This window comes from Bradyrhizobium oropedii (genome assembly GCF_020889685.1).
In the GTDB taxonomy this organism is placed as follows: Bacteria; Pseudomonadota; Alphaproteobacteria; order Rhizobiales; family Xanthobacteraceae; genus Bradyrhizobium; species Bradyrhizobium oropedii.
This window is the reverse complement of record NZ_JACMYO010000085.1, coordinates 12,154-34,083: the sequence shown is the minus strand read 5'-3', so window position 1 is coordinate 34,083 and position 21,930 is coordinate 12,154. Positions and strand designations below refer to the sequence as shown.

General features: G+C 64.5%; 29 protein-coding genes and 1 riboswitch. Of the genes, 7 read left to right on the top strand and 22 right to left on the bottom strand.

The features are described from left to right. From H8A95_RS23280 to ygfZ, 5 genes are all read right to left on the bottom strand, one after another. Nucleotides 1-212: hypothetical protein (locus tag H8A95_RS23280; protein WP_229185200.1), on the bottom strand; the 212-nt coding region annotated here is incomplete at its 3' end. A 105-nt stretch (nucleotides 213-317) separates the two neighbouring features. Further along, complete coding sequence (locus H8A95_RS23275; RefSeq protein WP_229185199.1) at nucleotides 318-824, bottom strand: tyrosine phosphatase family protein; 507 nt, start codon at nucleotides 822-824, stop codon at nucleotides 318-320. A 124-nt stretch (nucleotides 825-948) separates the two neighbouring features. After that, the gene (locus tag H8A95_RS23270) at nucleotides 949-1,560 is read right to left on the bottom strand and encodes an HD family hydrolase (RefSeq protein ID WP_229185198.1); all 612 of its coding nucleotides are present in this window, start codon (nucleotides 1,558-1,560) and stop codon (nucleotides 949-951) included. After that, nucleotides 1,557-2,183, bottom strand: a complete 627-nt coding sequence (locus tag H8A95_RS23265) for a DNA-3-methyladenine glycosylase I (protein ID WP_229168846.1) — start codon at nucleotides 2,181-2,183, stop codon at nucleotides 1,557-1,559. The genes H8A95_RS23270 and H8A95_RS23265 overlap by 4 nt, the downstream gene beginning before the upstream one ends. After that, entirely contained in the window at nucleotides 2,180-3,061 is an 882-nt protein-coding gene (gene ygfZ / locus H8A95_RS23260) for a CAF17-like 4Fe-4S cluster assembly/insertion protein YgfZ (RefSeq protein WP_229185197.1), read from the bottom strand. Before ygfZ ends, H8A95_RS23265 begins: the two co-directional genes overlap by 4 nt. A 129-nt stretch (nucleotides 3,062-3,190) precedes the next feature. Between ygfZ and H8A95_RS23255 the strand changes: the two genes are divergently transcribed. Beyond that, on the top strand, nucleotides 3,191-4,525 hold the full coding sequence (locus tag H8A95_RS23255) for a dihydroorotase (protein WP_229185196.1): 1,335 nt from the start codon (nucleotides 3,191-3,193) through the stop codon (nucleotides 4,523-4,525). Between the two features lie 82 nt (nucleotides 4,526-4,607). Here the strand turns inward: H8A95_RS23255 and H8A95_RS23250 are convergent, their stop codons facing one another. The 5 genes from H8A95_RS23250 to H8A95_RS23230 form a co-directional block, all read right to left on the bottom strand. After that, nucleotides 4,608-4,877 carry a hypothetical protein gene (locus H8A95_RS23250; protein ID WP_163161166.1) on the bottom strand — a complete coding sequence of 90 codons (270 nt, stop codon included), beginning with the start codon at nucleotides 4,875-4,877 and terminating at the stop codon, nucleotides 4,608-4,610. 155 nt (nucleotides 4,878-5,032) lie between these two features. Then, entirely contained in the window at nucleotides 5,033-5,689 is a 657-nt protein-coding gene (locus H8A95_RS23245; protein WP_229185195.1) for an HAD family hydrolase, read from the bottom strand. Beyond that, a complete protein-coding gene (locus tag H8A95_RS23240) occupies nucleotides 5,679-6,056 on the bottom strand; it encodes a TIGR02301 family protein (protein WP_229185194.1) in 378 nt (125 codons plus the stop codon). Before H8A95_RS23240 ends, H8A95_RS23245 begins: the two co-directional genes overlap by 11 nt. Nucleotides 6,057-6,140: 84 nt before the next feature. Then, complete coding sequence (locus tag H8A95_RS23235; RefSeq protein WP_229185193.1) at nucleotides 6,141-6,560, bottom strand: NUDIX hydrolase; 420 nt, start codon at nucleotides 6,558-6,560, stop codon at nucleotides 6,141-6,143. A 94-nt stretch (nucleotides 6,561-6,654) separates the two neighbouring features. Continuing rightward, nucleotides 6,655-7,155, bottom strand: coding sequence for a hypothetical protein (locus tag H8A95_RS23230; protein WP_229185192.1), 501 nt, complete (start codon nucleotides 7,153-7,155; stop codon nucleotides 6,655-6,657). 62 nt (nucleotides 7,156-7,217) lie between these two features. On the opposite strand from H8A95_RS23230, the gene H8A95_RS23225 reads away from it, so the two are divergent. After that, entirely contained in the window at nucleotides 7,218-7,979 is a 762-nt protein-coding gene (locus tag H8A95_RS23225) for an SOS response-associated peptidase (RefSeq protein WP_229185191.1), read from the top strand. A 216-nt stretch (nucleotides 7,980-8,195) separates the two neighbouring features. Here H8A95_RS23225 and H8A95_RS23220 read toward each other — a convergent pair whose 3' ends face one another. From H8A95_RS23220 to H8A95_RS23210, 3 genes are read right to left on the bottom strand one after another with little or no spacing between them, the layout of a single operon-like run. After that, nucleotides 8,196-8,582 carry a RidA family protein gene (locus H8A95_RS23220; RefSeq protein WP_097675196.1) on the bottom strand — a complete coding sequence of 129 codons (387 nt, stop codon included), beginning with the start codon at nucleotides 8,580-8,582 and terminating at the stop codon, nucleotides 8,196-8,198. Between the two features lie 4 nt (nucleotides 8,583-8,586). Further along, nucleotides 8,587-9,066, bottom strand: a complete 480-nt coding sequence (locus H8A95_RS23215) for a DUF6691 family protein (protein WP_229185190.1) — start codon at nucleotides 9,064-9,066, stop codon at nucleotides 8,587-8,589. A 2-nt stretch (nucleotides 9,067-9,068) separates the two neighbouring features. Continuing rightward, entirely contained in the window at nucleotides 9,069-9,494 is a 426-nt protein-coding gene (locus H8A95_RS23210; protein WP_229185189.1) for a YeeE/YedE family protein, read from the bottom strand. 206 nt (nucleotides 9,495-9,700) lie between these two features. Between H8A95_RS23210 and H8A95_RS23205 the strand changes: the two genes are divergently transcribed. After that, nucleotides 9,701-10,135 carry a hypothetical protein gene (locus H8A95_RS23205; RefSeq protein ID WP_163162592.1) on the top strand — a complete coding sequence of 145 codons (435 nt, stop codon included), beginning with the start codon at nucleotides 9,701-9,703 and terminating at the stop codon, nucleotides 10,133-10,135. A gap of 94 nt (nucleotides 10,136-10,229) precedes the next feature. Here the strand turns inward: H8A95_RS23205 and H8A95_RS23200 are convergent, their stop codons facing one another. Continuing rightward, nucleotides 10,230-10,754 (bottom strand): mismatch-specific DNA-glycosylase, encoded by a 525-nt coding sequence (locus H8A95_RS23200; protein WP_229185188.1) that lies wholly within the window; start codon nucleotides 10,752-10,754, stop codon nucleotides 10,230-10,232. Between the two features lie 47 nt (nucleotides 10,755-10,801). On the opposite strand from H8A95_RS23200, the gene H8A95_RS23195 reads away from it, so the two are divergent. Next, nucleotides 10,802-11,347 (top strand): HD domain-containing protein, encoded by a 546-nt coding sequence (locus tag H8A95_RS23195; protein WP_229185187.1) that lies wholly within the window; start codon nucleotides 10,802-10,804, stop codon nucleotides 11,345-11,347. A gap of 352 nt (nucleotides 11,348-11,699) precedes the next feature. On the opposite strand, the gene H8A95_RS23190 is transcribed toward H8A95_RS23195, so the two are convergent. Continuing rightward, nucleotides 11,700-12,095 carry a hypothetical protein gene (locus H8A95_RS23190; protein ID WP_229185186.1) on the bottom strand — a complete coding sequence of 132 codons (396 nt, stop codon included), beginning with the start codon at nucleotides 12,093-12,095 and terminating at the stop codon, nucleotides 11,700-11,702. A gap of 346 nt (nucleotides 12,096-12,441) precedes the next feature. Between H8A95_RS23190 and H8A95_RS23185 the strand changes: the two genes are divergently transcribed. Continuing rightward, on the top strand, nucleotides 12,442-14,115 hold the full coding sequence (locus H8A95_RS23185) for a flavin-containing monooxygenase (protein ID WP_229185185.1): 1,674 nt from the start codon (nucleotides 12,442-12,444) through the stop codon (nucleotides 14,113-14,115). A 78-nt stretch (nucleotides 14,116-14,193) separates the two neighbouring features. On the opposite strand, the gene H8A95_RS23180 is transcribed toward H8A95_RS23185, so the two are convergent. Beyond that, nucleotides 14,194-14,589, bottom strand: coding sequence for a hypothetical protein (locus H8A95_RS23180; protein WP_229185184.1), 396 nt, complete (start codon nucleotides 14,587-14,589; stop codon nucleotides 14,194-14,196). A 466-nt stretch (nucleotides 14,590-15,055) separates the two neighbouring features. Here H8A95_RS23180 and H8A95_RS23175 point away from each other — a divergent pair, with 466 nt between their 5' ends. Together H8A95_RS23175 and H8A95_RS23170 are read left to right on the top strand one after the other, a co-directional pair. After that, a complete protein-coding gene (locus H8A95_RS23175; RefSeq protein WP_229185183.1) occupies nucleotides 15,056-15,484 on the top strand; it encodes an NAD(P)/FAD-dependent oxidoreductase in 429 nt (142 codons plus the stop codon). After that, nucleotides 15,484-15,696: a hypothetical protein gene (locus H8A95_RS23170; protein WP_229185182.1), complete on the top strand. Its 213-nt coding sequence runs from the start codon at nucleotides 15,484-15,486 to the stop codon at nucleotides 15,694-15,696. The genes H8A95_RS23175 and H8A95_RS23170 overlap by 1 nt, the downstream gene beginning before the upstream one ends. A gap of 9 nt (nucleotides 15,697-15,705) precedes the next feature. Here the strand turns inward: H8A95_RS23170 and H8A95_RS23165 are convergent, their stop codons facing one another. The 6 genes from H8A95_RS23165 to H8A95_RS23140 form a co-directional block, all read right to left on the bottom strand. Beyond that, nucleotides 15,706-16,704 carry a hypothetical protein gene (locus H8A95_RS23165; protein WP_229185181.1) on the bottom strand — a complete coding sequence of 333 codons (999 nt, stop codon included), beginning with the start codon at nucleotides 16,702-16,704 and terminating at the stop codon, nucleotides 15,706-15,708. 175 nt (nucleotides 16,705-16,879) lie between these two features. Continuing rightward, a complete protein-coding gene (gene thiC / locus H8A95_RS23160; protein WP_229185180.1) occupies nucleotides 16,880-18,778 on the bottom strand; it encodes a phosphomethylpyrimidine synthase ThiC in 1,899 nt (632 codons plus the stop codon). Between the two features lie 140 nt (nucleotides 18,779-18,918). Continuing rightward, nucleotides 18,919-19,527, bottom strand: coding sequence for a thiamine phosphate synthase (locus H8A95_RS23155; protein WP_229185179.1), 609 nt, complete (start codon nucleotides 19,525-19,527; stop codon nucleotides 18,919-18,921). Beyond that, a complete protein-coding gene (locus H8A95_RS23150) occupies nucleotides 19,514-20,296 on the bottom strand; it encodes a thiazole synthase (protein WP_229185178.1) in 783 nt (260 codons plus the stop codon). Before H8A95_RS23150 ends, H8A95_RS23155 begins: the two co-directional genes overlap by 14 nt. A gap of 166 nt (nucleotides 20,297-20,462) precedes the next feature. After that, the gene (thiS, locus tag H8A95_RS23145) at nucleotides 20,463-20,660 is read right to left on the bottom strand and encodes a sulfur carrier protein ThiS (protein ID WP_229185177.1); all 198 of its coding nucleotides are present in this window, start codon (nucleotides 20,658-20,660) and stop codon (nucleotides 20,463-20,465) included. Beyond that, nucleotides 20,651-21,664: an FAD-dependent oxidoreductase gene (locus H8A95_RS23140; RefSeq protein WP_229185176.1), complete on the bottom strand. Its 1,014-nt coding sequence runs from the start codon at nucleotides 21,662-21,664 to the stop codon at nucleotides 20,651-20,653. The genes thiS and H8A95_RS23140 overlap by 10 nt, the downstream gene beginning before the upstream one ends. Beyond that, nucleotides 21,652-21,808: riboswitch (TPP riboswitch) on the bottom strand. (Overlaps the previous gene by 13 nt.) Between the last annotated feature and the right edge of the window lie 122 nt (nucleotides 21,809-21,930).

The window sequence follows — 21,930 nt, the reverse complement described above, 5'->3', positions numbered from 1 at the left end:
GCGATCGGAGGCGCGGTCGGAAGCGTCTGCTCGAACGCCTCGAGCGGCGCCAGTGGCGGCGGCACGGCCGTCCGTGCGGCAGCTAAGCCCTTGGCCTCGATTGCATCCAGCCGGCGCTGCAGCACCGAAATCTGGCCCAGCGCCTTGCGCGCGAAAATGATGGCAACGATGGCGATGACGAGCGTGAGGAAATCGAACGGCGAATCGAACATTGGGCCTCCGGCAGGACGCGCCGGACTTTTGGCCAGCCAGCGGCCCGTCGCAACCTAGTAGTGCACTTGGGAGGACCGGAAGTTCAAGGCCGCGGCAGGTTCGTGCTATTCCAGATCGATGTGAAAGGGCCGGCCTTCGACGCTCATGCTGCCGGGGCCCATCGCATCGAGCGCGCGCAGCATCCGGCCGTCGCGCCCCAGCGCCTTGTCGGCGAGGCCGACGATCAGCCGGTTCGGCGCCGCGATCGGCGAGGCTTCGCGGATCAGCCGGGCGATGGACATTTCGTCGCGGTGCGGATTGAGCGCGCAGACGGTGGCGAATGCGCTTGCGGTCGAGCGGCTGATGCCCGCGTAGCAATGAACCACCATCGGTGCGCGGCGATCCCAGCCGCGCACGAAAGTCAGCACGCGCTCGATATGCGTCTCGTTCGGCGCAACGAAGCCGTCCATCTGTTCGACGATGTCGTCCATCGACACTTTCAGATGATTGGCCGGAAGCACCGAGGGCGGGCGCTGCACCTGGTCGACGTTGGCCATCACGGTCAGCACATGGCTGGCGCCGGTGGCACGAACCGTGTCGGAGAGCGCGGCAAGCGAGCAGACGTGAAGCATGATGGTCCTTGGCTATCGGGTGGGTCCGATTATAACGGGCTGGTCCCGGTGGGCAAAGCCGGGTGCCGCCATGCCTGCCCTTCGTTTTGCGGCGCAACCGGCCACAGGCTTCGCGCAGCCGCGCCTATGATGCGTGCAATGCCTTGAAGCGTTCGAGAAACTGCTTTTCGGCCCGCGCTGCGGTCCATGGCGTCAGATAGTCGCGCTCGGTCGCCTCGGGCAATTGCGGATCGCGGCCGAACAGGCGCTTGGCTTCGGCTTGCGAAAATCCTGCCAGATGCGTCGCCTCGAGATAGGCGGCGCCGCGGTCGGCGGCCTTGATCTGCTGGGTGATCTCGTCCGCCAGCACCGCAGGCAGGCCGAAGCGGATATGGATCGCCGACAGCAGTCGCTTCTCCACCACCTTGTATTCGCCTGACAGCACCGCCTTGAACGGTGAGATCATGTCGCCGATGACATATTCCGGTGCGTCATGCAGCAGCGCGGCGAGACGGTGGCTGGTGTCGACGCGCGGCGTCTGCTGGCGCATCACGGCCTCAACCAGCAGCGTGTGCTGCGCCACCGAGAAGATGTGCGCGCCTGAAGTCTGGCCATTCCAGCGCGCGACCCGCGCCAGTCCATGCGCGATGTCGACGATCTCGATATCGAGCGGCGACGGGTCGAGCAGGTCCAGCCGGCGTCCGGATAGCATCCGCTGCCAGGCGCGGGTGGTCTCCGTCGATTTACGCGAAGTCATTTCTTCTTGAGCCGCGGGCTGCGGAGCTTGCCGCTGCAAGACTCGTGGCAGAAGCAGGTGACGAGGTGGTCGTTGACCATGCCGGTCGCCTGCATGAAGGCGTAGACGATGGTGGGGCCGACGAACTTGAAACCGCGTGCGCCAAGCTCCTTGGAGACCTTGATCGAGACCGGCGTCGAAGCGGGAACGCTCGCGGTGCTCTTGAACTGATTGACCTTCGGCTTGCCGTCGACGAAGTCCCACAGGAATTTCGAGAAGCCGGGGCCTTTCTCCATGATCTCGAGATAGCTCTTCGCGCTCGCCACCGTGCCTTCGATCTTGGCGCGGTTGCGAACGATGCCGGCGTCGTTCATCAGCGCATGCACCTTCTTGTCGGTGTAGCGCGCGATCTTCTCGGGCTGGAAATCGTCGAAGGCTTTGCGGAAATTCTCGCGCTTGCGCAGGATCGTGATCCAGGACAGGCCCGCCTGGAAGCCGTCGAGGATCAGCTTTTCATAGAGCGCTCGGTCGTCATATTCCGGCACGCCCCATTCATTGTCGTGATAGGCAACATAGAACGCATCTTCGCCCGGCCAGGGGCATCGCGTCTTGCCGTCGGGATGCAGTTTCGCGGTACGGCTCATGCGACGGTCTGCTTGGGTGCGGGGCGGACAACGTTGGGTTCGGCGAGGTGAAGCGACAGGCCGCCCGCGGTCAGCGCGAGGCCGGCATCGAGCGCATCGGCGACGCGGTCGATGCGCACCAGCGCGAGGCCGTTTTGCCCTGCGGTCGAGCCGATGGTGCCGACCTGCTTGTCGCCCGCGAGGATCGTTGCGCCCGCTTCGGGGGCGGGACCATCGAGAATGACCTTCACCGTGCGGGTCCGCGCCGTGCCGCGATGCTGCATGCGCGACACCACCTCCTGGCCGACATAGCAGCCCTTGTCGAAATCGACGCCATGCAGGTGGTCCATGTTGGTCTCGTGCGGGAAGGCGTCGCCATACATGAAGTCGAGCCCGCCGCGCGGCACGCCGGTCGCGATCCGATGCGCCTCATAGGCGTTGGAGTCGACGAGGTCGGCGCCGATCAGCTCGGCGAGCTTCTGCTTCAGCTCTTCCGGGATCAGGATGCGCCAGCCGAGCGCTGCGTTGCGCGGATCGGCGAAGGCGAGATCGGGTGTCGCCGCCGGCTCGCCATCCCAGGCGGCCAGCACACCGAGGCTGTCGGAGAGGTTCTCGACCACGACCTTGGCGCGCAGCTTGTAGAAGCCGAGCTTGTCGGCGAGCCCCTTGGCGAGCGCGCGCGGCGCATCGATCAGGAAGCCGCCGCCATGGCCGGCCGGCACCTCGGTGATCAGGAAATCGACGATGATCTTGCCCTGCGGCGTCAGCAGCGCGCCGAACCGGGCCTGTCCCGGCCGCAACTGTTCGACGTCGGTCGTAATGAGGCCGTTGAGGAAGTTGCGGGCGTCCTCGCCAGAAACCTTGATCACGCCCCGATCTGGAAGAAACGCTGCTTTCATTCGCAAAATTGGCTCTTTTTCCAAGTTCCTTGGGAAACGCGGTCCTCGCGGATATCCCCTGCCAAGCTAAGGCGCTAGAGTGCGCCGAACAAGGCCCGCGCGACAGCGGAAAGCGGGCGCCGAGGACCGATGAATCAGCATTTTGACACCATTCTAAAATCCGGCACCGTGGTCAATCAGGACGGCGAGGGCGTGCGCGATATTGGTATCACAGGCGGCCGTATCGCCGCGATCGGCTCACTCGGCCAGGCCTCGGCCGGCGAAGTGATCGACTGCAAGGGCCTGCACATCCTGCCCGGCGTGATGGACACCCAGGTGCATTTCCGCGAGCCCGGCTTGACGCAGAAGGAAGATCTCGAGACCGGCTCGCGCAGCGCCGTGATGGGCGGGGTCACTGCGGTGTTCGAGATGCCGAACACCAACCCGCTGACCGTCACCGAAGCGGCGTTCACCGACAAGATCAAGCGCGCGCGTCATCGCATGCACTGCGATTTCGCGTTCTTCATCGGCGGCACCCGCGAGAACGTGCAGGATCTGCCGGAGCTCGAGCGCGCGCCGGGCTGTGCCGGCGTCAAGGTGTTCATCGGCTCCTCCACCGGCGCGCTGCTGGTCGAGGACGACGAGAGCCTGCGGCGGATCTTTCAGGTGATCCGGCGCCGCGCCGCGTTTCACGCCGAGGACGAATACCGCCTCAACGAGCGCAAGCCGCTGCGGATCGAGGGCGATCCGCGCTCGCATCCGGTATGGCGCGACGAGACCGCGGCGCTGATGGCGACCGAGCGGCTGGTCAATCTCGCGCGCGAGACCGGCAAGCGCATCCACGTGCTGCACATCTCGACCAAGGAAGAGATTCTGTATCTCCGCGACCACAAGGATGTCGCCTCCTGCGAGGCGACGCCGCACCACCTGACGATGGCCGCGCCCGAGTGCTATGAGCTGCTCGGCACGCTGGCGCAGATGAACCCGCCGGTGCGTTCGGCCGATCACCGCGCCGGCATCTGGTACGGCATCGAGCAGGGCATCATCGACGTGCTGGGCTCGGATCACGCGCCGCATACGCTGGAGGAGAAGTCGAAGACCTATCCGGCCTCGCCCTCAGGCATGACCGGTGTGCAGACGCTGGTGCCGCTGATGCTCGATCACGTCAACGCCGGGCGGCTGTCGCTGGCGCGGTTCGTCGACCTCACCAGCGCGGGGCCGGCGCGGCTGTTCAACATCGCCTGCAAGGGCCGCATCGCGGCGGGTTATGATGCCGACTTCACCATCGTCGATCTCAAGCGCAGCGAGACCATCACCAACAAATGGATCGCCTCGCGCGCGGCCTGGACGCCCTATGACGGCGTGCGGGTGCAGGGCTGGCCGGTCGGCACCTTCGTGCGCGGCAGGCGGGTGATGTGGCAGGGCGAGGTCACGACGCCGTCGTTGGGGGAGCCGGTCCGGTTCCTCGAGACGCTGAAGGCCTAGCGCATCAAATGCGCTAGGTTCCTCAACGCGCTTTCTTCACGCGAACCGGTGCCCACTTCGCTCGAAAGCGCGCTTTGCGGGATTACTGTCTGGCGAGCGCCAGCGAGAACTCGCCGTTGCGCACGCGCGCGGCGAGACCCTCGGCGAACTTCGCCACCGCATCCTCGCCATAGGTGTTGACGAGCTCGGCGAGCGCCGCAAACAGGCTCGCCTGCGCGAGGCAGTCGCCGTCGACGCCATCATGAAGCGCTTCCGCCCAGGCCTCGTTCAGATAGCTCAGCGCAGCCTGCTTCTGCTCGTGGTCGGGTCGCGGGTCTTCTTGGTGAAGGGGAAAGGACGCTGGATGGCGCATGAAACTCTGCAAAATGGATGCGCGCGGTTCGAGGAGCGAACCACTGCGACGCGCCAGATGTATCACGCATGCGGGTACCGCCTAGCCCACTTCTTTCGAAAAGGTTAACGCGCGCGACGGCATTTAAAGGGGAATTCCGGATATCCCGGCCTCCATCAGCTGAATGAGCTGTGGATATGGTCCAGCACCGCGCGCGGCGAGGCGCAGAGATGGCTGGCGCCGGCCTCAACCAGCTCCTCGGGCGTGCCGTAGCCATAGGTGACGCCGACCGCGCGAATCCCGTTTCTGGTGGCCCCGATCACATCGTGGCTGCGGTCGCCGATCATCAGGGCGTTGCCCGGATCGGCCCCGGTCTGCTCCAGCGCATAGGCCAGCAGCTCGACCTTGTTGACGCGGGTTCCGTCGAACTCCGAGCCGAACACGTGGTCGAAATAGCCGTTGAGCCCGAAATGCGCGATGATCCGGGTCGCGAATACGTGCGGCTTCGAGGTTGCCACGAACATCCGGCCCGGCCGCTGCCGCAACGCCGCCAGCACCTCTGCGATGTCGGGATAGACGCGGTTCTCAAACAGCCCGACATCGCCGAACCGCTCGCGGTAGAGCTCAACCCCGCGGTCGGCGAGCTCGTCGCCGCCGAGCAGCATCGCAAAGCTCGCCCGCAAGGGCGGCCCGATGCACCAGGTCAATTCGTCCTGCGTGGGAACGGGCCGGCCGAGCTTTTCCAGCGCATACTGGATCGAGCCGGTGATGCCGGGCTTCGGGTCGGTCAGGGTGCCGTCGAGGTCGAAGAAGATCGCGCGCTCAGTTGGCATAGCGGGCCGTCAGGTCGCGCGAAATCTTCGAGCCTTCCTCGATGTAACGGCGGATCGCCACGCTGGCTGCGGGGGTGCAGGTCCGGTAGGTCTGCTGGAAGCCGTTATAGCCGCGGTTGAAGCCCGCGATCATGCGGGCGCGGCGGTCGCCGGAGGGGGTTTCGGCATCGATCAGCGCCTGCATCTCATTGCGCCATTTGGCGCCCTCGTTGGAGCCGCAGATGCCGCGCAGATAGTGCAGGGCGCCGAGGATCTCGGCCAGCCGCTGCAGGTCGCCGTCGAACGGCGCAGCCGCGTCCTGCGCCCGGGCGGGCGTCGCAAGGCATGCCGACATCAAGATCACAACGGCGAGAAAGGCTTTGATCATCAGGGGTTCCGGAATGGCCGTGGTATGCCCCCTCAATGCGCCCGAGGCAAGGCGGCAGGGCACCCCGGAGCCCCAAAACAGGCCTCAAACCAGCCGCCGGGCGGCCGCAATCACCTCGTGGAGACCGCCGGTGACCTTGAGGTCGCCGATCTCCTCCGGGGCCAGCCATTTGAAGTCGTCGTGCTCGTCGTTCAACACGGGCTCGCGGGAGGCCCAGCGCGCCGCGAACGTCATGATCAGGTAATGCCCGGTGCCGGGACCGGTCGGCAGCACCTCGCGCCAGCCGGCGAGGCCGAGGATATCGACCCGCAGGCCGGTCTCCTCGTCGATCTCCCGGTGCAACGCGATGTGCAGCGTTTCGCCGAACTCGACCCGGCCGCCGGGCAGCGAATAGAAGCCCTTGCCCGGCGAGCGGGCGCGCCGGACCAGCAGAACCTTGCCGTCACGGAAAATCACGCCGGAGACGGCGAGCTGCGGGCGGATCGGAGGTTCGGGAGAGGTCAAGGCAACAACCGGTTTTGGAGCATGATCCGGAAAAGTGGCGGCCGGTTTTCCGGAAGGATCATGCTCAAAAAGAGTTTCTATATAGCCTGATATCTCAGGCGCCCGCCATGATGCTGTCGACATCGGCCTCTGCGGCGCCGTTGATGATGCCGGCGGTCTGCATCACCAGCGGCTTGACCCAGACGATGGCCTGCTCGGCGAGCGCGACCCGGCTCTTGTCCTGCTGCAACTGCCGCATCGCGGCGCCGACCTCGGTCAGGATCCTGGTCATGCTGTCGGTGAGCTGGTCGAATTCGGCCCGGATACCGGCGTTCGCGGTCTCATAGGACTCGATCGCGAGGTCGCGTGCCTTGAAGTTGGACGCGGTGAAATGCTCGGCATAGGACAGTGGCTGCCATTCCAGGAAATCGTCGGCGCATTCCGGCAGGTCCGGCACCATCTCCAGCAGCATGATGGCTTCGTTGAAGTGATTGAGGTAGTCGGTGGCAAGCCCGGTGCGGGGATTGATGTTGGCGGCGCGCAACAGCGCCGCCCGCGCCTCGTCGGGGTACGTCGGTCGCGGGGAAGAGCCCGCTATGGCGGCCGTTGAGGTCATTGGTCGCAGTCTTTAACGGTCCAAGTTAAGGCTGAATAAACGGATACCACTCTGGACGGGATATGTGCGGACGCTTTGTCATTACCTCGCCGCCGGCGGCCTTGCGGGAGATGTTCGGCTACATCGAGCAGCCGAACTTTCCTCCGCGGTATAATGTTGCGCCGACCCAGCCGATTCCGGTGGTGCTGCTGCAGAATGGCGGCCGGCATTTTCAATTGATGCGCTGGGGCCTGATCCCGTCCTGGGTCAAGGACCCCCGAACCTTCTCGCTTCTCATCAACGCCCGCTCCGAGACAATTCGGGAGAAGCCGGCCTTCAAGAACGCGATCAAGCGGCGCCGCGCGCTGATCCCGGCCGACGGCTATTACGAATGGCAGGATGCCGGCGGCCGCAAGCGGCCGTTCTTCATTCATCGCCGCGACGGCCACCCGCTCGCCTTTGCAGCACTTGCCGAGACCTGGATGGGGCCGAACGGCGAGGAGCAGGACACGGTGGCGATCGTCACCGCACCGGCGAGCCCCGATCTCGCGCAGCTGCATCACCGCGTGCCTGTGACGATCCGGCCCGAGCAATTCGCGCGCTGGCTCGACTGCCTGCCCAACGATGTCGACGACGTGATGCCGATGCTGAAAGGGCCCGATGTCGGCGAGTTCGCCTGGCACCAGGTGACGATGCGCGTCAATGCCGTCGCCAACGACGATGAACAATTGCTGCTGCCGATGACCGCGGAACAGATCGCGGCGGAGGACGCGCCGGTGGCGAAGAAGGCCGCGCCGCGCAAGACGCCGGTGCGGGAGGACGACGGGCAGGGGTCGTTGTTCTAGCGAACGCACGAAAATGCGGGCGACGCTGCCGGGGGAGAAGCGCAGTTCTCTCCACGTCGTCGTCCCTGCCTAGTGCGCAATTGCGCACTAGGCAGGGACGACACCGAGTTTGGTTCTCGATTCCACAAGCTTTGCGGCACGATGGATTCCGGGCTCGCGCCAGGCGGCGCGCCCCCAGGTGCGCAATTGCGCACCGGGGAATGACGAGTGGAGTTATCACCCCTTCACTGATGCCACGCCCTCGATCTCGATCAGCATCTTCGGATTGGGCAGCGCCACCACGACGCAGGTGGTGCGCGCGGGATACGGCGCGGGGCCGAACGCGCCGGCATAGAGCGCGTTCATGGTGGCGACGTCGCTGGCGCGCGTCAGCAGCACGTTGACCTTGACGAGATCGCGCATCGTCGCGCCCGCCTCATTCAGCACGCGCTTGAAATTGGTTACGACATTGGCGAACTGCGCCTCGAAGCCGTCGGGCAGCTCGCGGTTGGCATCGAAGCCGGGAATGCCCGAGATGAACAGCAAATCGCCGACGCGGGCGCCGAACGAGAGTGGTGGCGCCTGGATGCCGGGCGGAGGAGGGAAGTGCTTGATTGTGGTCATGGGATCACCCGTCTGCGCGAGATGGAAGTGGAGAGCTTTCGATGGCGCGTGGTGCTGCCGCGCGCCAGCGCCAGAGATTCTTGTCGAAGAGATTCTGGCCGATCATGCCTGCCAGCATCGCAACGACGAACACCACGATCGGCAGTGAGAGCCCGGCGAGATTGACCAATGCGGGGCCGGGGCAGATGCCGACCAGGCCCCATCCGATGCCGAACAGGATTGCGCCGCCGACGAGCGGCGTATCGATGTCGTTGCGATCGGGCCAGAGGAAGCGCGCCGAAAACGACGGCGCGGCGCGCCGCCGCGCGATCGCAAAACCTGCTGCGGCGACCGCGACGGCGCCGGCCATCACGAAAGCGAGCGTCGCATCCCAGGCGCCGAACAGATCGAGGAAGCCGAGCACCTTTTGCGGATCGGTCATGCCGGAGATCAGAAGGCCCGCGCCGAAGACGAGGCCGCAGACGAAGCTTGCAAGCGCGGGCATGGCTAGCCTCCGATCACGTGTCTGACGATGGCAACGGTTGCGATCGCCGCCGTCATGAAGATGAACGTCGCCACGATCGAGCGGCCGGACAGCCGCGCGAAGCCGCAGACGCCGTGGCCCGAAGTGCAGCCATTGCCCATGCGGGTGCCGAACCCGACCAGCACGCCCGCGATTGCGACCACCACCAGACTCGCATTCATCGCCGGCCGCGGCAGCGGCGCGCCGAACAGCGCCGCAACCAGGGGCGCCGCGATCAGCCCGGCGATGAACGCAATGCGCCATCCGCGGTCGGCGGTATCGGGCTGGAGCAGCCCGCCGACGATGCCGGTGACCCCAGCGATTCGCCCGGTCAGCAGCATCAAGAGCGCCGCGGCGAGGCCGATCAGTGCGCCGCCGGCGAGGCCGGAAAGTGGGGTGAAATCGTGCATTGATGCAGGTCCCTGTTGCGCAAACTCCTCAGCGATCCGGCAAAGCGGTGGGCGCGCATGCGCCAGCGGTCGCGCGGCTGCACTGGCGATGATAGACTTCGTGAGATCAGGAACAAGCGCAATCCCGCGTGGCCTGCGGGCACCGCAACCCATCGGCTGGATTGCCGCGATTTGTTTCTCGCCTCACTTCGTCCGGAGAACTCCCCATGAGATTTTCGTCCGCCGCCCGCGCCGTGCTGTTCGCGCTGGCGCTGCTCACCGGATCGTCCGCCGCGCTGGCTGACGAGGGCGCGGTGACGCTGGTCATCTTCAAGGGCGGCTGGATCTTCGGCGGCTCCGCCGGCAAGGGCGTCCTGACCTTCCACGGCCAGACCTACGGGCTCACCGCCGGCGGGCTGGATTATGGCCTGGTGTTCGGCGGCTCCCAGACCACGTTGCAGGGCCGGGTGCGCAACATCCGCCGCGCCCAGGATATCGCCGGCGTCTATGCCGCGGCGGGCGTGGGCGTCGCGCTCGGTGCCGGCATGCGCGGCATCCTCTTGACCAACCAGAACGGCGCGGTGCTCGAATTGAGCGGCAAGCAGATCGGCCTGATGGCCAATGTCGATCTCAGCGGATTGGCGATCACGCTGAAGGAATAGCGGGCGCCGCTGCGTAGGGCGGGTTAGCGAAGCATAACCCGCCGACCTGTGTCCGCGTTTGAAGATGGCGGGTTACGCCTTCGACTAACCCACCCTACGATTCCGTGATCCACTCGGCGAGCTCGCGCCACGGCTGCAAGGTCCAATGCCCGGACGCCGCGCCCGATGGCGACGGCAGCACGAACACGTCGGGAAAACCATTGATGTGCGGCTGCCGCCCGAGCGCAAGCGCGCTGGTCGGTCTGTCGTAAAACAGGCTCGCCGCCTTCTTGCTGGTGAAGGCGATCGTCTTCGGCCGAACCGTTGCGATCTTCGCCCTGAAGCCCGTGACATCGAACGATTGCCGCGCAATCTCATGATCCATCCCGGCGCCGGTCTTGGAGAGATCGGTGAAGCCGATGCCGAGTTCGAGCAGCGCTGCGTATTCGTCCGGCCGATAAAGCCGCGGCGTGATGCCGGCCTCATGCAGCGCGCGCCAGAAGCGGTTGCCGGGATGTGCATAGTAATGCCCGACCGCGGCCGAGCGCGTGCTCGCCGCAGTGCCGACGAACACCAGGCGCAGGTCGGCGCGGAGCTGGTCGGGGAGGCGGTGAGAAGTGGTATCGCGCAAGTCGCTCATCCGGCTGCTGCCTACCATTTCCGCCGCTCTCGTTCTATCATTCGGTAATGAACCGCGATGAATTGGCCGCCGCCTACACGGCACCCGGCCGCCACTATCACAACCTCGCGCATATCGAGGACTGCCTCGCGGCGCTCGCGCGTGTCGACGGTCTTTCGGCGGCCGAGCGCGAAATCCTGTCGGAAGCGATCTGGTGGCACGACGTCGTCTACGATCCGACGCGGTCGGACAATGAAGAGCGCAGCGCGCAGTTCGCCGAACTGCATGTCCGCGCCGACATCGCTCACGAGGTCGGCCGCCTGATCCGTTTGACGAAGACGCACGACGTTCAGGCGGGCGACCGCCTTGGCGCGATCCTGATCTCGATCGACCTCAGCATTCTCGGCGCCGAGCCCGCGCGCTACGATGCCTATGCGGCGGCGATCCGGCAGGAGTTCATCCATGTCGGCGATGCCGATTATCGCGCCGGCCGTGCCAGGGTGCTTAGGCACTTTGCCGAGCGTCCGGTGATCTTCCCCGATGCCGGCTTTGCGGCGACCTACGACCGCCGCGCCCGCGACAACCTCGCGCGCGAGCTGGCGGTGCTGGGCTGAGGGCTGTCGGTAAATCTCCCTCGCCCCGTTCCTGCGGGGTCGAGGCAAGCGAAGCTTGCTCTCAGAGGGCTGGGGTGAGGGGCTCTCACCGCATATGGCCTGCCTCCGCAGGGGCGCATTGCCAAAATATGGAAAACAACCCCATGCACAGTAGCCGGCGGCGTGCCGGCATTCGACACGCAACTTGACATGTCGGGCAACTCAGGGATATTATTCTATTATTCCGAAGTTGCGCAGGCGCGCCTCACCGCGCGTTACGGGACATGGCCGTCGCCATATGCGATTGCCCTGCCGCAAGCGGGGCCAGGTGAAGCGGAGTCCGCGGCTCGATTCCCCCTGATCTCATCAGGCGCTAACGCACCGGCTCCTTGATCTCGTCTTCCGTCGTCACCGCCTGCGCCGGCCCGGTCGCACGCACCATCAAGAACCTTCCCGAGAACGCCGTGCCGCGGATGCTCCAGCGGCCGTCTATCTCTGTCGCGTCGGCATTGACCGCGCCTTCATAGTGCACGGTGCCATAGCCGTAGCCCGGCGGCTCGTAGCGCTTGACGAACGTCACCGCGTTGCCGGAGCGGTGACCCGCAAGCGACGCATTGTGCGTGCTCAGCGGGCAGCCGGGCGCCATGCAGGGCTCGGTCACGCTGCCGCCGAGCGCGCCGCCGGCGTCGATCAGCGTCGCCAGGAACGTGACCATGCCGCTGGGTTGCACATAGCTGCCGTCCCAGACGCCGGTGAGATTGTCGGTCATGGTAGCCCTGTCGAAATGCGGCGTGTGGCGGTGCGCAGCCTCATAAGCGTAGCGATATGCAGGACCGATATAAACCCCGGATATCGCTACGCTCATCCGGACTACGTGTTACCGAATGCCCTCAATGTCTGCCATTCCGTCATTGCGAGGAGCGATAGCGACGAAGCAATCCATCTTTCCACACATGCGGCGCGATGGATTGCTTCGCTTCGCTCGCAATGACGGGGGGCCGAGCTGCACAGGCAGCGTCTCAACGCAAGTCGCGCCCGCTCGCGCCCGGTTGCCTGATCCGGCAAAACGGTCTGTAATCCGGCCAAACAGATCAAGAAGACTATTGGAGCGATCCATGACGGGAGAGGCAAAAACCCATTACGAGGTGATCGTGGTCGGCGCCGGCGTCGCGGGCATCTACCAGATCAAGCGGCTGGCCGATCTCGGCATCGATGCCACCGTGCTGGAAGCCGCGCCCGATCTCGGCGGCACCTGGTACTGGAACCGCTATCCCGGCTGCCGCTTCGATTCAGAGAGCTACACCTATGGCTTCTCGTTCTCGCGCGAACTGCTCGACGAGTGGCACTGGAAGGAACGCTTTTCCGGCCAGCCCGAGAACCTGCGCTACCTCAACTACGTCGCGGACAAGTTCGACCTGCGCAAGCACATGCAATTCAGTTGCAAGGTCGAGACCATGCAGTTCGACGAGACGCGCGATCTCTGGCAGTTGAGGCTCGGCGACGGCCGTACCCTGACCTGCCGCTTTGTCGTGCTCGCGATCGGGCTGCTGTCCGCGCCGACCATGCCGCGCGTGCCCGGGATCGAGGACTTCAAGGGCCGCTCGTTCCATACCTATTACTGGCCGCACGAGGCGGTCGATCTCGCGGGCAAGAAGGTCGCCGTGATCGGCACCGGCGCGACCGGCATTCAGGTGATCGGGGAGATTGCCGACAAGGTCGGTGAGCTCACGGTGTTCCAGCGCCGGCCGAACTGGAGCGCACCGCTGAACAACAGCGAGATCTCGGAAGCGGAGATGGCCGACATCCGCGCCCGCTACGACGAGATCTTCGCCGCCTGCGCGCTGACGCCCGGCAGTTTTGTCCACGGTCCCGACAAGCGCGGCTTCTACGAGGTGAGCCGCGAGGAGCGGCTGGCGCTGTGGAACAGGCTCTACGATGAGCCCGGCTTCGGCATCTGGCTGGCAAACTTCCGCGAGATCTTCATGGATGAAGCCGCCAATGCGGAGCTGTCGGAATATATCGCGGGCCGCATCCGCGGCCGCGTCAACGATCCCAAGGTCGCCGACAAGCTGATCCCGCGGGATCACGGCTTCGGCGTGCAACGCCTGCCGCTGGAGACCCGGTATTTCGAGGCCTACAACCGCGACAATGTGCAGCTCGTCGATCTCTCCGAGACGCCGCTGGTCCGCGTCACCGCATCAGGCCTGCGCACCACGGCGCGCGACTACGACTTCGACATCATCGTCTACGCCACCGGCTTCGACGCCATCACCGGCGCTTATGACCTGATCGATATCAGGGGCATCGGCGGCGAGCGTCTCGCCGACAAATGGAAGCAGGCGCCGTCGACCTTCCTCGGCATGCTCGTGCATGGCTTCCCGAACCTGCTGATGCCGACCGGCCCGCAGAGCGCCTCCGCGTCGACGAACTTCCCGCGCGGCATCGAGAACGGCGTCAACTGGTGCACCCATCTCATGCAATACATGTGGGACCGCGGCCTGACCCGCGCCGATGCGACGCTGGAGGCGCAAGAGCGCTGGACCGCGCATGTCGTCAAAATGTACGAGATCATGCTGATGCGCAAAGCCAAGGGCTGGTTCACCGGCTACAACTCCAACGTCCCCGGCCACGAGGAAGGCACGGTGCGGTATTTCGTGTACAACGGCGGCACGCCGAAGTTTCTGGGGATCATCAACGGCGTGGCGGAGAAGGGGTATCAGGAGATTGAGTTTGGGAAGGGGGCGGGGGGACGCGTGCAGGCCGCGGCCGTTGGCGCGTCAGCATCGTAGGGCGGGTCACGCCTTCGGCCAACCCACCCTACGAGCCTTGCTGATCCGGCCTACTTGCTCGAGCCGTCGCCACCGACGTCACATCGGGCAGCGAACATACGGCGTCGACACCGGCACCGGCTCCTTGGAGCTGAGTGTGATCTTATTCTCTCCGGAGAGTTTCACGTCGAATGCCACGTCTGAAATCGCGACACCGTCCGAGCATGACGCGATCACTCGTACATCCTTCCCGTCATCATGCAACGATTTGACGGTGCATTTTTGAAACGTGCCGGTGATTTGCTTGCCCTGGACGATCAGGCCGCCCGCGTTGAAATCAGCGTCTTTCCTGAACGCGAGCTTGTTGTTCTCCTTGGTGAATACCTGGTCGCAGGCCGAGGCGTCGATCGTCCAGGCTCCGTTCAAATCCGCAGCCTGTGTCGAGGCCGATTGCGCAACGAGAAGTACGAGTAGCACGGCATTGAAGGTTCTCATGAAACTCTCCAATCGAGAGGGGGGTTGGGCTATCGGACCCTCTGTGAACCAGACGTGGAGTTCTCGCCAAACCGCTTCAGCATCAGAGCATTCGATGAGATCGCGGACCTTTCGTTGATCCAAGTCAATGGTTCTGCGGAGCATCTGGCGCTGTCGCATAGCTCATAGCTAAGGGTCGGCCTTGGGCGGGTGCTTTCGTGACCGGCTGTACAATCCGCGCACAAACATACAACGGATTTATGAGTACAGGCGCCCGAAGCAAAAAGACCGCGCTCTCGCCCGGCCTCTTCGCTTTCGATAGATGCCCCAGTTTACCCAGCGCGAAGACGCGCTTGGCGCTTTGGCCGCATCCGCGGCCGCGTCAACGATCCGAAGGTCGCCGAAAAGCTGATCCCGCGGGATCACGGCTTCGGCGTGCAGCGGCTGCCGCTGGAGACCCGGTATTTCGAGGCGTACAACCGCGACAATGTGCATCTCGTCGATCTCTCCGAGACGCCGCTGGTCCGCGTCACCGAGACCGGCTTGCGCACTACGGCGCGACTACGACTTCGACATCATCGTCTACGCCACCGGCTTCGACGCCATCACCGGCGCCTACGATCTGATCGATATCAGCGGCATCGGCGGCGAACGCCTCGCCGACAAATGGAAGCAGGCGCCGTCGACCTTCCTCGGCATGCTCGTGCACGGCTTCCCGAATTTGTTGATGCCGACCGGGCCGCAAAGCGCCTCGGCCTCGACGAACTTCCCGCGCGGCATCGAGAACGGCGTCAACTGGTGCTCCCATCTGCTGCAATACATGTGGGCCCGCGGCCTGACCCGCGCCGACGCTACGCTGGAGGCGCAGCAGCGCTGGACCGCGCGCATGTCGTCAAGATGTACGAGATCATGCTGATGCGCAAAGCCAAGGGCTGGTTCACCGGCTACAACTCCAACGTCCCCGGCCACGAAGAGGGCACCGTGCGCTACTTCGTCTACAACGGCGGCACGCCGAAGTTTTTAGGGATCATCAACGGGGTGGCGGAGAAGGGATATCAGGAGATTGAATTTGGGGCGTGGGATGAGGCCGGGGTGGCAGCTGTAGGAGCGTCGGCGTCGCGTACATAGTAGGGTGGGTTAGCGAAGCGTAACCCACCATTTTCTCGTCTCGCTCTGCACCATTCGAGCGCGTCGATCGATCGGCTCCGATGCGGACGTCGCGAAACAGTCGCTTCCCTCCGCACTTTCCTTTTCTTTGAGGATGCCGGCTGCAACCAGCGCCGCGAGGTCGGATGGGCAGAATTCAGACGTTTTTCGATCAAGCGCTGCCAAGCCGAAAGGGAACGCAAGGGTGCACCCTTCGCCGCGAAGGCCGGCCGATTGCGCGATCGATCGAATCATGACCTTGTAAAAGCGGCGGCTGATGATCTCGAACATTTGGGACTGCGGTAGGTTGGGGTCGCGAACATCAAGGTTGGTGGTCGAAACGGCGCCCACAAGATTTGGCACCGCGAACGTCGCGTGAAATGTGGAGTATCCCGCTGCGGCTCTTAGATCGTACGGCAAGAAGAGATATTTGAACTCGCCTGCCGTACCATCCCATATGGTCGCTTGATTGAAATGAACCGCAAGCTTCGCGGCATCCAGTTGCATCGGCGCCGTGAATAGTTCTTTCCCCAAGGGAAGCTGCGAGAAGTTCTTCAAGAGAAGAAGAGCGACCACTTCGGCTAGCGAGCTATCGGGCTTCACGCTAATAATATTTTGATTTGCGGGCGCCAGCTTGCTCAGTCTGTAGGTGGGATCTCGCCGAACCCAATCTGAGGTCGTAATTTCCACGACCGCTGGATTGTTAACGGCTTCCGGCAGGGTGGTAGTGGCGACTCTCTCACCTGATGTGGCGCTGTTGTCTGAGACGGCCTCTACCCGAGCTATTTGAAGTGGCGCATCAATGTAGTTGGACTCGAAGTCAGGAGTTGTTTCCAGCTTATGCGCCTTCAGTTCGCGCCGGATTTGAGCGACTATCGAATAACCTCGCCGTTGAGCGCCAAACCAAGATAGAAACTCTCGTGTGGTTACCGGCGGCGGAGTGGTGCCTTTGTCGATCTCGTCCGAGATCTTAGCAAGATTCGATTTCATAGGTCCTCGAGCAACAGAAAGCTTCGGCGAATAGTTGAAGTTTATCACGTGTAGTGTCAAGTCGGCGCAATCTTTAGTATGTTGTCGTCGTTGCTACGACGCACAAAAGAGCCGGGCGCTTTGGCCCGGCTCTTCATTCGTCGAACGTTCGAGTTGTTGGTAGGCAAATCGCCCCTCACAACACCCGATTGCTCTCCTTCACCTTGTCCGCGTCGAGATACAGGTTCTCGCCCATCTCCTTGAACTTGGCGCTCATCGTCGCCATGCCGTCCTCGATGGTGCCTGACGTCGACATCCCGACGCCGGTCGGATCGTTGAGCGTCGCGGCGTAGTCGCGGACGTCCTGGGTGATCTTCATCGAGCAGAACTTCGGACCGCACATCGAGCAGAAATGCGCGACCTTGTGGGCTTCCTTCGGCAGGGTCTCGTCGTGGAAGTTCTTCGCGGTCTCGGGATCGAGGCCGAGGTTGAACTGGTCCTGCCAGCGGAAGTCGAAGCGGGCGCGGGACAGCGCGTCGTCGCGGAGCTGCGCGGCCGGGTGGCCCTTGGCGAGGTCAGAGGCGTGGGCCGCGATCTTGTAGGTGATGACGCCGACCTTGACGTCGTTGCGGTCGGGCAGACCCAGATGCTCCTTCGGCGTGACGTAGCAGAGCATCGCGCAGCCGAACCAGCCGATCATTGCCGCGCCAATGCCCGAGGTGATGTGGTCGTAGCCCGGCGCGATGTCTGTCGTCAGTGGCCCGAGGGTGTAGAACGGTGCCTCGCCGCATTCCTTGAGCTGCTTGTCCATGTTGATCTTGATCTTGTGCATCGGCACGTGGCCGGGGCCCTCGATCATCACCTGGCAGCCCTTGTCCCACGCGATCTTCGTCAATTCACCGAGCGTCTCCAGCTCGGCGAACTGCGCGCGGTCGTTGGCGTCGGCAATCGAGCCGGGGCGCAGGCCGTCGCCGAGCGAGAACGAGACGTCATACTTGCGCATGAGGTCGCAGATCTCGTCGAAATGGGTGTAGAGGAAGCTCTCCTTGTGATGCGCGAGGCACCACTTCGCCATGATCGAGCCGCCGCGCGACACGATGCCGGTGACGCGGTTGGCGGTGAGGTGGATGTAGGACAGCCGCACGCCGGCATGGATCGTGAAATAGTCGACGCCCTGTTCGCACTGCTCGATCAGCGTGTCCTTGTAGAGCTCCCAGGTCAGCTTGACGGGATCGCCGTCGCACTTCTCCAGCGCCTGGTAGATCGGCACGGTGCCGATCGGCACCGGCGAGTTGCGCAAAATCCATTCGCGGGTGGTGTGGATGTTGCGCCCCGTCGAGAGGTCCATCACGGTGTCGGCGCCCCAGCGGATCGCCCACACCATCTTGTCGACCTCTTCCTCGACCGACGAGGTCACCGCCGAGTTGCCGATATTGGCGTTGATCTTGGTGAGGAAGTTGCGGCCGATGATCATCGGCTCGAGCTCGGCGTGGTTGATATTCGAGGGAATGATGGCGCGGCCGCGCGCGATCTCGCTGCGGACGAACTCCGGGGTGATGAAGGCCGGCACCGCGGCGCCGAAGCTCTCGCCGTCGGCGAGTGCGGCCTCGGCGCGTTCGAGCTGCTGCTTGCGGCCGAGATTCTCGCGCTCGGCGACGTAGATCATCTCCTTGGTGATGATGCCGGCGCGGGCGAATTCGAGCTGGGTGATCTTGTGGCCGTCGAGGCCGCGCAGCGGCGTGTGGTGCGCGGTGAACGCCTTGGCGGCGTGGGCTGCGCCGACATTGCCGTTGTCCTCCGGCTTGATGGTGCGGCCCTGATATTCCTCGACGCCGCCGCGCTCCTTGACCCAGGCGAGGCGATTGCGGGGCAGGCCGGAGTTGACGTCGATCGTGACGTTCGGATCGGTGTAGGGGCCCGAGGTGTCATAGACCGGCAGGTTGGGCTCGCCGGCGCCCTCCGACAGGATGATCTCGCGCAGCGGCACGCGGAGATCGGGCGCGCTCGCGGGTGTCGCGAAGATCTTGCGCGAGGCGGGCAGCGATCCGGTGGTGACGGCGGGACGGGTGGTGTCGGGGTTGGAGCGGATGTTCATGAGGGATCCTCCGTTTTAATTCGTGTCAGTTGAATTCGTCATTGCGAGCGCAGCGAAGCAATCCATGGTCCCGCAAGCGGAGGAATGGATTGCTTCGTCGCTTGCGCTCCTCGCAATGACGGTGGTGAGATTCGTGTGCATCACGCGGCCTCCGCGTTGAGGCCGAGCCATTGCCGCACCCGCGCGTCGGGGTCGGCGTTCTGGGTGACGTCGGAGACGACGGCGATCGAATCGGCGCCGGCGGCGAAGATCTCGGCGGCGTGCTCGAACTTGATGCCGCCGATCGCGACAAGGGGAATGGCGCCGATCCGCTTCTTCCACTCGGTGATCTTCGCAATGCCCTGCGGCTCGAACCGCATCGACTTCAGCGTGGTGAAGAAGATCGGGCCGAGCGCGACATAGTCGGGCTTCGCGGCGAGCGCAGTGGCGAGCTCGGAATCGTCATGGGTGGAGACGCCGAGCGTCAGTTTAGCCTTGCGGATCTCGGTGAGATCGGCGTCGGCAAGATCTTCCTGACCGAGATGCAGATGCTCGGCACCGGCGACGATCGCCGCGCGCCAGTAGTCGTTGACGACGAGTTTTGTACCCGTGCCCTTGGTGACCGCGAGCGCGTCGCTGACGATGTGCAGGGCGCCTGAATCGTCGAGCTCTTTCGCGCGCAGCTGGATGGTGCCGACGCCGAGTTTTGTCAGTCGCTCGACCCATTTGATGCTGTCGACGACGGGATAGAACGGATCAGGATACGGCATGCCAGAACGGGGTCCCAACGACAGGGGTGGAGGGGGAGGCGAAGTCGCGGGCTTGCATCAGCCCGGCTTCATAGGCAGTGCGGCCGGCCTCGACGCCGAGGCGGAAGGCATTGGCCATCGCCACGGGATCGGCGGCCTTTGCCACGGCGGTGTTGAGCAGCACGGCGTCGTAGCCGAGCTCGAGCGCCTCGGCGGCATGCGATGGTGCGCCGAGGCCGGCATCGACCACCAGCGTGATGTCGGGGAGACGATCGCGCAGCAGCTTGAGCGCATCGCGGTTGGTGATGCCTTTTGCACTTCCTATCGGCGCGGCCCACGGCATCACCACCTTGCAGCCGGCCTCGACCAGCCGCGAGGCGACCGAGAGATCCTCGGTGCAATAGGGGAACACCTCAAAACCGTCCTTGATCAGGATCGTGGCGGCCTCGACCAGGCCGACCACGTCGGGCTGCAGCGTGTCGTTGTCGGCGATCACCTCGAGCTTGATCCACGGCGTGCCGAACAATTCGCGCGCGAGCTTGGCGGTGGTGACGGCCTCGCGCACGCTGCGGCAGCCGGCGGTGTTCGGCAGTACGGTGACGCCGAGCTCGCGGATCAGCGACCAGAATGCATCGCCGGTCTTGCCGCCGGCGGCCTCGCGCCGCAGCGACACCGTGACGATGCTGGCGCCGGAAGCGCGGATCGCGTTCTGCATGATCGCAGGCGAGGCGTAGAGCGCGGTGCCGATCAACAGGCGGGACGGGAAGGATTTGCCATAGAAGGTGACCATGTGTCTCCTCACATCAATCTGTCGTCCCTGCGAAAGCAGGGACCCATACGCCGCGGCCCTTCAATGGGGCACGCGGGGCGACGTTCTTTCCAACAATTGCCGGTCGTGGTTATGGGTCCCTGCTTTCGCAGGGACGACGTGGGGAGAGAGCGCGTATTCTGCATCATCATCCTCCCTGCCGCGGCGTGATGATCTCGATCTCGTCGCCGGCTTTCAGCGCGGTCTCGGCCCAGCGGCTCTTCGGCACCACGTCGTAATTCAGTGCGATCGCGAAATGGGTGCCCTCGTAGTCGAGCTCGGCCAGCAGCGCGTTGACGCTGACGGCGCTGATCTCCCGCTGCTCACCGTTGACGATCACGCGCATTGCATCACCTCATTGTCGATTTCGCCGCGCTGGAGATAGGCGAGCGTCAGTTCGGCCAGCGCGGGCGCCAGCAGGAAGCCGTGACGGTAGAGTCCGTTCACCGTGATGCGTTCCTGCTCGATCCTGATCTTCGGCAGATTGTCGGGAAAGGCGGGCCTGAGCCCAGCGCCGAATTCGACGATGCGCGCCTCGCCGAAGGCGGGATGCACGACATAGGCGGCCCCGAGCAGCTCCAGCGCCGAGCGCACGCTGACGCCGTTGTCCTCGGCCTCGATCGAGGTCGCGCCCAGCATGAAGCGGCCGTCGCCGCGCGGGATCACGTAGAGCGGCCAGCGCGGATGGATCAGCCGCACCGGACGCAACAGCTCGACCTCCGCGGTCTCGATGACGATCATCTCGCCCTTGACGCCGCGCAGCGTCGGCTCGCGGTCGCGCGCGGCTAGTCCTCGGCAGTCGATCACGAAGCCGTCGAGATCATCAGCCTCGGCGTCGCTGCCGAACCTGATGGCGCCGCCGGCCTTGGTGATCGCGGCATGCAGCCGCGGCAGCACGCGGCGCGGCTCGACATGGCCCTCCTCGGGATAGAACAGGCCGGCGCCGAAACGGCCCTCGAGCGCAGGCTCCAGTTCGCGGACGCCCTCGGCGTCGAGCCGGCGATGGCCGGTGGTGAGACGGGCAAAGCGCTCGAAATCGGCGCGGTCGCGCGGATGCGCCACCACCAGCGAGCCGTTGAACGGCGTTTCCGGAAGATGCCGCCGCCACAGGTCGAGCGAGCGGATGCCGAGGCGGGTGATCACCGGCTCGGCTGCCTCCTCTTCGCACCAGGGCGCCAGCATCCCGCCGGCCCAGTGGCTTGTGGATTCCGTCATCCCAGCGTCACTGCGCTCATGCAGGGTGACGGCACGTCCGGCCTCTGCGAGCAACAACGCATGCCAGGCGCCGGTTATGCCTGCGCCGATGATGGAGACGGGGGAATCCTCCCGCAGTCTTGACGTCTGATACATCCCTGTCCCTTCGCCGGCATGACCCGGATCAGGTTCAAAGGGTCACCGCGGTCCCGAACTGATCGCCACTTCGTTGATCCAACGTGGCGAAGTCCAAGCTTGCGGTATCTCAGCTCCTCCTTCGGAGCACCCCTCGGAACGCCCCTAATGTAGGCGGATGGGCGGGCGTGTCAACTTGTATGCCAGGCACGGCACGCTGCGGCGCCGCACCTCATCACACGAGATTGCCGGTGGAACGATTGCGTGATTTGCGGTGAGGCCGCGCG